The 12,670-nt window shown below is 49.7% G+C and carries 7 protein-coding genes; all 7 read left to right on the top strand.

From position 1 onward, the window contains the following. Window positions 1-7 precede the first annotated feature (7 nt). Complete coding sequence (citC, locus tag DWW13_RS09520; protein WP_117804855.1) at window positions 8-1,045, top strand: [citrate (pro-3S)-lyase] ligase; 1,038 nt, start codon at window positions 8-10, stop codon at window positions 1,043-1,045. Beyond that, window positions 1,029-2,411, top strand: a complete 1,383-nt coding sequence (citG, locus tag DWW13_RS09515; protein ID WP_118595878.1) for a triphosphoribosyl-dephospho-CoA synthase CitG — start codon at window positions 1,029-1,031, stop codon at window positions 2,409-2,411. Before citC ends, citG begins: the two co-directional genes overlap by 17 nt. A gap of 274 nt (window positions 2,412-2,685) precedes the next feature. Then, window positions 2,686-6,189 carry a PD-(D/E)XK nuclease family protein gene (locus DWW13_RS09510; RefSeq protein WP_118719962.1) on the top strand — a complete coding sequence of 1,168 codons (3,504 nt, stop codon included), beginning with the start codon at window positions 2,686-2,688 and terminating at the stop codon, window positions 6,187-6,189. A 79-nt stretch (window positions 6,190-6,268) separates the two neighbouring features. Further along, window positions 6,269-9,964 carry a helicase-exonuclease AddAB subunit AddA gene (gene addA, locus DWW13_RS09505; RefSeq protein ID WP_118719960.1) on the top strand — a complete coding sequence of 1,232 codons (3,696 nt, stop codon included), beginning with the start codon at window positions 6,269-6,271 and terminating at the stop codon, window positions 9,962-9,964. 107 nt (window positions 9,965-10,071) lie between these two features. Beyond that, window positions 10,072-10,773 carry an ATP-binding protein gene (locus tag DWW13_RS09500; protein ID WP_118595881.1) on the top strand — a complete coding sequence of 234 codons (702 nt, stop codon included), beginning with the start codon at window positions 10,072-10,074 and terminating at the stop codon, window positions 10,771-10,773. Window positions 10,774-10,891: 118 nt separating this feature from the next. Further along, window positions 10,892-11,458, top strand: coding sequence for a hypothetical protein (locus tag DWW13_RS09495; protein ID WP_118595882.1), 567 nt, complete (start codon window positions 10,892-10,894; stop codon window positions 11,456-11,458). Between the two features lie 221 nt (window positions 11,459-11,679). Then, on the top strand, window positions 11,680-12,621 hold the full coding sequence (locus tag DWW13_RS09490) for an ROK family protein (protein WP_227759204.1): 942 nt from the start codon (window positions 11,680-11,682) through the stop codon (window positions 12,619-12,621). Window positions 12,622-12,670: the final 49 nt, after the last annotated feature.

Genomic DNA, 12,670 nt, shown 5'->3' with positions numbered 1-12,670 from the left:
GCAGGCAGTGAGTGACTATATGGAAGAAACAGGGGATCCTTTTACCGGGAAAAAGAAAGAGGAACTCAAAAAATTTCTGGAATACATGGGACTTACTTATGATGAGCAGATTACACATTCCATCGTATTGCGAAAAGAGAAAGAAATCATAGCAACTGCTTCCTGCCAGAAAAATATCATAAAATGTGTTGCGGTATCAGAAGCGTATCAAGGACAGAATCTGCTGGCACATCTTATGACATCTCTGATTGAATATTTTTATGGAATGGGAATTTCTCATTTTTTCGGATTTACCAAGCCTCAGAACAAAGAACTGTTTTGTAGTATGGGAATGTATCCGGTGGCACAGACAGAAAAAATTCTTCTTCTGGAAAATGACAAAAACGGACTTGAAAAATTCCTGAAACGATTAAAAAAAGAAACACAGGAACAGCAGAAATGCAAAGTGGAAAACAGACATGAAAACGGTATCGGTGCAGTGGTTATGAATTGTAATCCCTTTACCAGAGGACATGAATACCTGATCCGGGAGGCAGCAAAAAAAAACAAATGGCTGCACATTTTTATCCTCTCAGAAGAACAGAGCTTTCTGACAACGAGAGAACGGTATCAGTTGGTAAAAGAAGGAATACAGGAAATTCCAAATGTGATTCTTCACCAGACCTCAGAATACATGATTTCGCCGGCTGTGTTTCCGACATACTTTATCAAAGAAAAAGCGAAAGCCTATGAGATGAATTGCCAGTTGGATATTCAGCTGTTTGGAGAGTGCATTGCACCGGAGCTTAAAATTACAGATCGCTATGTGGGCAGTGAACCGGTCTGCGATGTGACACATACCTATAACCAGTGCTTACGGGAGCAGCTGCCGTGCTATCAGATCCGCTTTCATGAAATTCCCAGAAAAACATATGGAGACCAGATCATCAGTGCATCTGAGGTCAGAAAAAAATATGCGGAAAATCAATTAAAAAGCGTCTGCGGAATGCTTCCGGAAAGTACCTGGCGCTATCTGGAAAGGAAAAAGAATGAAAACGGAAAATAAAGTTTCCTTAGAGCAGGTATTGTGGAGCCGAGAAAAAAGGGTGGCAACGCAGAAAGAGCTTCTTGAAAAATATCCGGGTACGTTAATCTGCTTTATGCTCAATATTCCGGGTCCGGAAAAGGTAAATAAACTTTTCGAAAAGGTCTTTTATGAAGGACTGGAAAAGATACAGAATAAGCTGGAAACGGAAAAAATTTCGACGGAAGTCCGGCTGGTACAAGAAAACATAACCGGATATGAGGGATATTTGGTTGTGAAAGCAGACGGCTGCCGGGTGAAAAAGCTTATGATTGCTTTGGAAGAGACGAAGATTGGGAGACTGTATGATATTGATGTATTGGAAAAAGAAAATACGAAAATCAGCAGAAATGATCTTGGATTTCCGGAAAGAAAATGTCTGTTATGCGACAACCCGGCCTGTCAGTGTGGCAGAAGCAGAAAACATTCGATCGAAGAATTGAGAAAAAAGATCTATGATATCATATGGGAAGAGCAGCTACAAAGAGGCGTAGCCGCTGAGATCAGTCAGGCCCTGATGGAAGAAGTGTATACGACACCAAAACCAGGCTTAGTAGACCGGGAGGATACCGGTGCACATACAGATATGGACTGTCAGACATTTCAAAAGAGTACAGAGGCGATCGCCGAAGATCTGGCGGCAATGTTTGAAGCAGGGTATTCCTGGGAGGCAGATCCGGAGACGCTGTTTCCGCTTCTCAGAGAAAGAGGAAAAAAGACGGAAGAAAAAATGTTTGCTGCAACCGGAGGAGTCAATACGCATAAAGGAATCATTTTTACGATTGGCATTCTAGCAGCTGCGGCCGGAATTTCCCTGAGAAATTACGGAAAAATCGAGTCAGAGAGTGTTTGCCGAATCAGTCTGGAAATGACAAAAAAAGAGCTGGAACAAGATCTGAGAAAGTTAAAACAAAGTTCGGGGATCACGCATGGAGAAAAAATTTACTGCCATCTGGGCGAAAAAGGTGTCCGGGGACTGGCAATGACCGGATATCCGATTCTGTGTGAACTTACGGTTCCTCATATGAAGCAGTATATAGCAAATAACAGGGACAAAAATCAGATCAATGTACAGATTCTTCTTGAAATTATAGCAGAGCTTACAGACACAAATGTCATCAGCAGAACCAGTGAGAAAGAAATGCGATGGCTGCAAACGGAAGCAAAGGCAATTCTTAAGGCAGGTGGTGCTTTTAGTGAGAATGGTTTGCAAAAAGTGCGGGAACTGAATCAGATTTGTATCCGGAAAAATATGAGTCCGGGCGGAGCTGCGGATTTACTTGCAGCAACGATTTTTTTGTGCCGCATGGAAACACTGATGGAACGACGGAAAGGTATTTTACAATAAAAAGAAATTAAAAAGAAACGGCCGCTTTCAATACGGAATATTTCGTTATTGAGAGCGGCTTTTCCTATAACAGCCTTCACTCGGACAAAATCTCCCACAAAGTGGAATTCACAGCTTACGAATATCCGCTTGACACACACTCTGGTGCGGTAATGTTTAGGGAAGGAAGAGTTACAATTTGCCCGGCGTTTGATTGCATCGAAAAAAAGAGTCTGTTATACTTAGCTATGTCTATTTTAGGAACGGAAACGGGGCAGAACAGGAGGAAAAAAGCATGAGTCTGCAGTTTATTATGGGAAATTCGGGGGCTGGGAAATCGAGGTATGCGTATGAAAAAATTCTGGCGGAAGCGGCGCGCCACCCGGAGAAAAATTATCTGATTGTCGTGCCGGAGCAGTTTACAATGCAGACACAGAAAGAACTCGTGTCTCTGCATCCGGCGGGCGGAATTTTAAATATTGATATTTTAAGTTTTCAACGTCTGGCCTACCGTATTTTTGAGGAGACCGGCGGAAGCCTGTATCCGGTGCTTGAAGAGACGGGAAAAAGCCTCGTGGTGAAGCGCGTTGCGCAGGAAAAGAAAAAGGAGCTGACAATTCTTGGCAGCACGTTAAAAAGAACCGGTGCGGTTTCGCAGATGAAATCGCTGATTTCCGAGCTGAAGCAGTATCAGATTGCGCCGTCCGAGCTTGATACGTGGGCGGAAGAGACGGGAGAGAAAAAGCTGCTGGCGGCAAAGCTGAAGGACACCGGTGTGATCTACCGTGCGTTTGAGGAATATCTGGAAAACCGTTACGTGACGGCGGAGGATGTGCTGGAAGTTCTGGCGGGAAAGCTGGAAGAATCGGAGCTGATTAAAAACAGTGAGGTACTGGTGGATGGGTTTACCGGATTTACGCCGGTGCAGATCGGTGTGCTTGGAAAGCTGTTCCGGCTCTGTGCGAAGGTTTATGTGACGATTATTATGGATGAGCGGGAGGACCCGTATAAAAAGGCGATTCCGCATCAGCTTTTTGCGATGAGCCGCCAGCTTGTCCAGCAGCTCATGAAAGCGGCAGATGAAGCAGGGTGCCCGGTGGAGCCGGAAATCTGGGTCAGACGCTCGGGACATGGCCGTTTTCAGCCGGGAAGCACGATGGATCAGCTGGAGCAGAGACTGTTCCGGTATGGGAAGAGAGGATTTTCCGGAAATGGAATAGAAAAAAGACCGGAATCAGGAACGGAAGCAAAGACGGGAAATCCGGCAGCAGGACACGAGGCGAACCAGCAGGGAATCTATATCAGCGTAGCGCCGAATCCGCGTGCCGAGCTGGAAGAGACGGTGCGTCTGATCCGCCGCATGGTGCGCGAGGAGGGCATGCGCTACCAGGATTTCGCCGTTCTGACCGGAGATCTCTCCGTTTACGGTACGTATGCGCGGGAAATCTTTGAAAAATGCGGTGTTCCGTACTTCGTTGATGAAAAACATTCCGTCCTGATGAACCCGTTCGTCGAATTTCTGCGCGCGGCGATTGAGATGGTCGTGCAGAGCTTTTCCTACGAGAGTGTCTTCCGCTATCTGCGCTGCGGTCTTTCGAGTCTGAACCGTGAGGAGACAGATGCGATGGAAAACTATGTCCTGGCACTTGGCATCCGTGGGCTGAAAGCGTATGGGGAGACGTGGACGAGGGGTTACCGCGGCATCAAGCCGGATGAAGTGCCGCAGCGCAATCTTCTGCGGGAGAAGTTCTATGCCGAAGTGCAGCCGTTTGCGGAGCAGATGAAAAAGAAAGATGCCACTGTGCGGGAGCGGACCGAGTCGCTGTATGCACTGGCAGTGCAGAATCAGATGCAGCAAAAGCTCGAGGAGCGGCGGCAGCAGTTTGAGCAGCAGGGACAGGAGGCGTTCGCAAAAGAATACAGCCAGATTTACGGCATTGTCATGGAGCTGCTGGACAAAATTGTCGAGGTGCTGGGCGATGAGAAGATGACGCTGGCAGAGTATCAGGAAATTCTGGAGGCGGGCTTTGCGGAGGCATCTGTCGGTATTATTCCGCCGACGGCGGACCAGGTACTGATCGGTGATAATGAACGGTCGCGTCTGAAGGACATCCGCGTGCTGTTTTTCGTCGGCGTGAATGACGGGCTGATTCCGCGCCACGACGCGGGCGGCGGCATTCTCTCGGAATATGACCGCGAGGAGCTGGAACGGGCGGATGCGAAGCTGTCCCCGACGGCGCGGGAGACGATGTATCAGCAGAAATTCCATCTCTACCGAAATCTGACAAAACCGTCGGAGCGGCTGTACCTTTCCTTTGCGAAAGCGGGCGCGTCCGGCGAGGCGCAGAATCCGTCGTATTTGATCAACGAAATACGAAAACTCTTCCCGGAGATTCCGGTGCGGGATATTGAAAAAGAGGAAAAACCGGAGGAAAAACTGGAAATGCCGCGTTCCGGCGAGGCACTGTTTCTGGAGGAGCTTGGCAGAGCGGCGGAGGGAGAGATCGATCCGCTGTTTGAGGAGCTTTACCGCTGGTATGCAGCACATCCGGAGGCGGGAATTCCGGCGGAGACGTATCGAAAAGCGGCGTTTCTGCGCTGTGCGGACGGTGTAATCGGAAAGAGTGCGGCATCGGCACTGTACGGAGATACGTTAAAAAACAGTGCAACGCGGCTGGAAAAGTATGCGGCGTGTGCGTTTGCCCACTTTATGGAGTTCGGCCTTCAGATCCGCGAGCGGGATCAGTATGAGCTGAAAGCGGCGGATATGGGAACGGTCATGCATGAGGCGCTTGAGAAGTTTTCGAAAAAACTGCAGGAGAACGGTGAGACCTGGAAGACGGTGACCGATGACACGCGTGACCGTCTGATTGAGGAGTGTGTCGAGGAGACGATGGCGGACTATGGAAACACAATTTTTCAGAGTTCAAGCCGGAATCAGTACCGCATTATCCGCGTGAAGCGGATCCTGAAACGAACTGTCTGGGCACTGCAGCAGCAGATCCGGCAGGGAGAATTTGAGCCAGGGGAATTCGAGGTTTCGTTCTCGATGGAGGACTCGCTGTCGGCGATCAACATCGATCTGTCGGAGCATGAGAAAATGCGTCTGCGCGGACGGATTGACCGCGTGGATCTCTGCGAGACGGACGATAAGGTCTATGTGAAAATTATCGATTACAAGACGGGAAATACGTCGCTCGACCTGGTGGCGCTCTATTATGGACTGCAGCTGCAGCTTGCTGTTTATCTCGATGCGGCGGTGGAACTGGAGCAGAAAAAGCATCCCAGCAAGCAGGTGGAGCCGGCGGGCGTGTTCTATTATCATATTGATGATCCGATGCTCGATCAGGAGGAGGATGAGACCGACGAGGCGTGGGGCCGGCGGATGCTGAAAGCGCTGCGGATGGACGGTCTTGTGAATGCGGACCGGAAAGTTGTGGAGCTTCTTGACCGCGTGCTTGAGGACGGAACGACATCCGATGTGATTCCGGTTGGAAAGAAGAAGGATGGAAGTTATACGAGCTATTCGAAAGTAGCATCGCCGGAGCAGTTTGATGTGATCCGCACGTACACCAGAAAGAAGGTGCGTGAGATCGGCGAGGGCATTTTTTCGGGCAATGTAAAAATTTCCCCGTATCAGCGGGACGGTGCAACGGCGTGTGCGTACTGTGAATATCAGGGAATCTGCGGTTTTGACCAGAAAATTCAGGGATACGAGTACCGCAAACTGAAGGGCATGGACACGGAACTGCTGATGAAGGCGATGCAGGAGATAACACAAAGTGATCAAAAAGAGTGACTGCCTTCCGGAAAGGAAAGAGAAATGCAGTTTTCCATGTATGAGAAAGTAATCAGCCAGAAAGAAGAGGGAGAGATAAATGGCAGTAAAATGGACAGCGGAACAGCAGAAAGTCATTGATACGAGAGACCGGAATCTTCTGGTCAGCGCAGCGGCAGGTTCCGGAAAGACGGCGGTTCTGGTAGAGCGGATCCTTGCGATGGTGAAAGATCCCGTGCGCCCGATTGATATTGATCAGCTTCTTGTCGTGACCTTTACGCGTGCAGCGGCGGGAGAGATGAAAGAGAGAATCGGCCGCGCCCTGCAGCAGAGCCTCGAGGAAAATCCAGAGAATGAGCATTTACAGCGGCAGCAGACCCTGCTTCACCATGCACAGATCAGCACGATCCATGGCTTCTGTTCGTATGTGATAAAAAATTATTTTCAGATGATCGATCTCGATCCGGTATACCGCATGGCGGATGAGGGAGAGATCCGTCTGATGAAAAGTGACGTGATTCAGAAGGTGATGGAGGAGCGGTTTGCGGAAAAAGATCCTGCGTTTACACGGTTTGTGGAGAGCTACGCGGCGGGAAAACAGGATGACGGACTCGACGCGCTCGTGCTGAAGCTGTATGAATTTTCCATGAGTTATCCGTGGCCGGAGCAGTGGCTCGAAGAGTGCCGGGCGGCGTATCAGATCGATTCGCCGGAGGCGGTGCAGAAAAGCATCTGGGTACAGGTACTGATGGCTGAGGCGAAAAAGCGGCTCTCGAGTATTCTGGAAGGAATTGAGGAAAACCGAAAAATGGCGGTAAGCCCTGGCGGACCGTATCTGTATGACGAGGCGCTGGCATCAGATCAGCAGATGGTGGAAGAGCTGATCGAGACGGAATCGTTCGATGGAATGGTGCGCGCGATGGCCGGAATGAAGTTCAAGGCGCTTTCGCGGAAAAGGGCAGACGATGTGAGCGAGGCGCTGAAAGATCAGGTGAAGGCAGAGCGCGATGCATGCAAAAAAGAACTGCAGAAATTAAAAGAGCAGTTTTTCGAGAAGGACAGCGCCGAGATTGCGGAGGAGATTGCGGACTGCCGGGAGCCGATCGGCGTTCTGATCGATCTGACGGAGCAGTTTGCGAAAGCGTTTGCAGAGAAAAAACGGAGCAAAAATATTCTTGATTATGCCGATCTGGAACACTTTGCGCTCGAAATTCTTGTGCAGCAGGAGGACGGCCGTCTGGTGCGGACCGATGCGGCGCGGGAGCTTTCGGAACAGTTCCGCGAAATCATGATCGATGAGTATCAGGACAGCAACTTTATCCAGGAGGCACTGCTCTCTGCAGTGTCCGGCGAGGAGGAAGGCAGATGGAACCGGTTTATGGTCGGCGATATCAAGCAGAGCATCTACGGATTCCGCCTGGCGCGGCCGGAGCTGTTTCTGGAAAAATATCATACGTATGCGAAGGACGGGGAAAGCCAGCAGAGAATCGATCTCGACAAAAACTTCCGAAGCCGGCCGGAGGTGCTTGCGACGGCGAATTATGTATTCCGCAAGCTGATGAGTCCGGAACTCGGAGGCATCGCGTACGATGAGGCGGCGAGCCTCCATGCGGGAGCAGCGTTTCCTGCATTGCCGGAAATGGAAGAGGAAAAGACGGAAACGTGGCATGCGGCATATGAAACAGAACTTCTTCTGCTGGATGACAAGGCGCCCGAGCTGGAAGATGATAAGTCGCGTGAGACAAAGATGGAAACGGAGGCGGCTGCCGTTGCCGCGCGCATCCGCGAGATGGTCGGAAATGAGGAAGTCGTGGGCAAAGAGACCGGGGAATACCGGAAAATTCAGTACCGCGATATCGTAATTCTGCTTCGTGCGGTCAGCGGATGGGCGGAGACGTTTTCGCGCGTACTGCAGGCGGCGGGAATTCCGGCGTACAGCACATCAAAAACGGGATACTTTTCCACGCAGGAAATCGTGACGGTGCTGAATTACCTGCATCTGTGTGACAATCCATGCCAGGAGATTCCATTTACGGCAATCTTACGCTCGCCGATCTGCGGATGCACTGATGCAGAGCTTGCTGCGGTGCGTTGTGTGGATAAAGACGTAAAAATTTATGAGGCGTGTGGAAAATATGCGGCAGAAGGGGAAGATGAGGCGCTTCGGAAGAAGCTTGGAAGTTTTCTGGAGCAGCTGGAAATGCTGCGAAGCCGCGTGCCGTATACGCCGATCCATGAGCTGATCACACAGATTCTCGAGGAGACGGGCTACGGCGGCTATGCATCTGCAATGCCGGGTGGTGTGCAGCGGCGGGCAAATCTGGAGATGCTGGTGGAAAAGGCGGTGGAATTTGAGGCGACGAGTTACCGTGGACTGTTCAACTTTATCCGTTATATCGAGCAGCTTCAGAAGTATGAAGTCGATTTCGGCGAGGTGAATATTTACGGGGAGAGCGCAGACACGGTGCGTATCATGAGTATTCACAAGAGTAAAGGACTGGAATTCCCGGTTGTGTTCCTCTCGGGCATGGGCAAATCGTTTAACCAGATGGACAGCCGTGCGGCGCTTGTACTCCATTCCCGCATGGGCATCGGCGCGGATGCGATCGATCCGGAGCACCGCGTCCGTCAGGCGACACTTCCGCGGCAGATCATCCGGCAGAGCATGAAGCTGGAAAATCTGGCGGAGGAGCTGCGGGTGCTTTACGTTGCCATGACGCGACCGAAGGAGAAGCTGATTATGACGGGCATGGCGTCGAAGCTGGAGAGCCGCGTGAAGCAGTGCGCGGCGCATGCGGGGCGGCAGGAGGAGCTGCTGTCGTATCAGACATTGAGCAGTGCATCCGGGTATCTCGACTGGATTTTGCCGGCATTTTCGAGAAACCGGTGTTTCGATGGGCTGTATGAACAATTCGGTCTGGCAGGGAATGCGGACAATCCGCTGTATGCAGAGAAAATTCCGGTAACGATCCGCCTTGTATCACCGGCAGGACTTGTTGAGGGAGAAGTGCTGCATCAGATGGAGCGCGCGGTGAATGAGCAGAAAATCATGGAAATTCCGAAGCAGCCGCCGAGAGAAGCAGCGCTGAAGGAACTTGTGGAGGAGCGGTTTGCCTACCAGTATCCGTACGAGAAGGAAAAACAGATTCCGGTAAAAGTTACCGTTTCGCAGCTGAAGAAGGCCGGGATGGAGGAATCCGAGATCGGAAAAGAGCTGTTCGTTCCGGAAGAACCTGTGCCGATTGTACCGGGCTTTCTAAAAAAGGATCACGCGAAAGTTCTGGCCGGAGCCGATCGCGGAACTGCATATCATCGCCTGCTGGAATGTCTCGATTATCGCAGATCGTACAGCATCAAAGAACTGATGACACAGACGGAAGAACTGATTGCGGACGGAAAAATGACGAAAGAGGAGGCGGAGTGCATTTATTTCAAATCCATTCTCACCTTTGCAAAAAGTCCGGTGGGAATGCGGATGCGGAATGCATTTCTGAAGGGAACGCTGAGACGAGAGCAGCCGTTTGTAATGTCCGTTCCGGCAAGCGAGGCAGATCCGTCCTATCCGGAAGACGAAACCATTCTCGTGCAGGGAATCATTGACGCATGGTTCCCGGAGGGGGACGAGATTGTTCTTGTGGACTACAAAACGGATCGTGTGAAAGAAGCCGGGGAGCTGAAAAAGAGGTATGAAAAACAGCTCGCCTATTACCAGCAGGCACTGGAGCGGACGACAGGGAAGAAAGTGAAAGAGAAAATTATTTATTCGCTGGCACTGGATGAAGAGTTGGTATTGTAGGAAAAAACTACTAGAAAAAACAACTGTCAAAACAGGGATAAAGTATGATATCATAGTTGAGAAACAAATAGGTATTGAGAAACAAAGAGAAAAAAGGAGATTCAGTGATGATTCGAAAAATTGTTCAGATAGAGGAAGACAGATGTACAGGATGCGGGCTTTGTGCGCATGCCTGTCATGAAAGTGCGATTGCGATGGTTGACGGGAAGGCAAAGCTGATCCGGGATGACTACTGCGACGGATTCGGTGACTGCCTGCCGGTCTGTCCGGCAGATGCGATTTCGTTTGTGGAGCGGGAGGCGCTGCCGTACGATGAGGAGGCGGTAAAAGAGAACCAGCGGAAGGCAAAAGAGGCGGCCGGACAGGAGAATACCGGAGCAGGAAAAGCAGGTGAAAACAGCTGGGCGATTGACCGTGCAGATGCGCAGGAAAATTCTGCAGCAGTTCCGTCCCGGCTCCGCCAGTGGCCGGTGCAGATCAAGCTGGTGCAGGAGCGGGCTTCGATGTTTGCAGGAGCAGACCTTCTCGTTGCGGCGGATTGTACAGCGTATACGTATGGAAACTTCCACCAGGATTTTATTCGGGATCATGTCGTTCTCGTAGGCTGTACAAAACTTGACGATATCGATTATTCCGAGAAACTTGCGCGGATTTTTATGTGCAATGATATTAAGAGTATCACGGTTGCACGCATGGAGGTTCCGTGCTGCGCAGGAATGGAGCGTGCCGTGAAGATGGCGCTGAAAGAGAGTGGAAAGAAGATTCCGGTGAAAACCGTGGTGATTTCTACGGAGGGGGAAATTTTGTAGAAAATCAGATATAGTAATTAGCGTGTGCCCTTAAAAGTTATTTTACAATTGGTACATTCTGCTTTGTGGAATATGTAAGACGAAAAAAATGAAAAGCTCGGTAAGAGGTATTAGAAAAATGAGTATGACGAAGATACAAGAGGAGCTTCTTGGTGCGCTGATCGGTCTGGCCCGGTCGGTAGATGGAAGAGGAGAAGCAGCAAAAGGTGAATCGCAGGAGTTTTCCAGCGGTGACAGCAATGGTCACCGCCCGGACAAAGCCACGCATGAGATTCTGCTTGGCGGAATTTGTGCGGCAAATCCGGAAAAAGAGCTGAGGGAAGAAGAGGGGAAATCCTGGATTGTACGCGTGGAGGCAGAAAAGAACCGTCTGAATCCGGATTGCGCAGTGTGCAAGGGAAAATGCGGCAGAACAGATAACTATGATCTCGAAGAAATGGAGACAGATGAACCGTCGGACCGGGCACGAAAAGAGCAGATTCTTGCGGAATTGTTTCCGATGGCAGAAAAACTGCAGCAGCTTCGGAAAGAAACAAAAGAGCAAAACGAAGAATTGCAGGGGGCGGTTAATTTTTTGTATAAGGCATTGTTTGCGATTGGAAACTATGTCGGGGAAAAGAGTCTGCAGAGTGTGGTGCAGGAGATGAATAACCTTTTTGTTAAATTGGAAAATGTATTAAAATAAGTAGAAAATAAGAAAAATCCTCTGTCCGGAGTGTATAAAAAACCCCGGAAACAGGGGATTTTTTGCGTTCTGCGCCAAGTGCATAAAACGTATTATCGCGTTTTCACAAAGTTTTGCAAAAGCAGACAAAATTGCAGACAGGCGCTTGCAACAGAAAAATGAATAGGTTATAACATTATAACAAGGCGGCAGGAGAACCAATACAAAGAAATGAGATTCTAGTGGCATATAAACAGAAAGAATACAGGGAAAAGATGAAAAGGGACGGAAGCGGGATGGAGAAGAAAAAGTATATCCTTCTGGATGTTGGCGGAACGGAAATCAAAGGAAGTGTGTCGGACAGAAATGGAGTAAGAACGAAAATCCGGAAATTTCCAGCACGGGCGCAGAAGAGCACAGAGAAGATTCTGGACAATTTTGCAAAGATCTGCCGGGAACTGATGATAGAAGCAGACGGAAGTGTTGTCGGAGTTGGGATGGCGATTCCGGGTCCGTTTGATTATGAAAATGGAATCAGCCGGATGCAGGGACTGAATAAGTACGATGCCATTTACGGGATTCCACTGGAAAGCGAAATCAAGGCGCGCGTGCCGGAACTTGGATCAGCACGATTTTTGTTTTTACATGACATTGAAGCATTTGCACTGGGAGAAAGCTGGTACGGAAACTGTCGTGATGTAGATAAAATTCTGTGCGTCTGCATCGGAACCGGCGCCGGATCTGCTTTTGTAGAAAACGGCAAAACAGTGAAAACGGGAAAAGGTGTGCCGGAAAATGGATGGATTTATCAACAGCCGTTTGGAGATTCCATTTTGGACGATTATCTTTCTGTGCGCGGGCTGGAGCAGATTAGCCTGGCTGTGACAGGAAAAGTGTGGAGTGGAAAAGAATTGTATGGTCTGGTAAAAGCGGGAAACATGGAGGCAGAAGAAGTCTGGAGAAGATTTGGAGCAGATGTGGCGGCTGGCCTTCTTCCTGTGCTGGAGGAATATCAGCCGGATCTGCTGCTTCTGGGCGGACAGATTGCAAAAAGTTTTTCCTGGTTTGGAAAAGAACTGGAAAGAGAGTGCGAGAAAAGAAAGATTCGGATTCAGATAGAAACGGAAACATCCGGCCGTGCCATGGAAGGCCTGTTGTCACAGTTTCCTGAAAAAACACAATAGAGCAAAAATATTTTCAGAAACAAAAATACAATGCTATGGAGAGAAAAGA

The organism is Blautia sp. AF14-40, assembly GCF_003479665.1.
Lineage (GTDB): Bacteria > Bacillota > Clostridia > Lachnospirales > Lachnospiraceae > Fusicatenibacter > Fusicatenibacter saccharivorans.
Note: the sequence above shows the minus strand (reverse complement) of the source record. Positions and strands in the feature narration are given on the sequence as shown.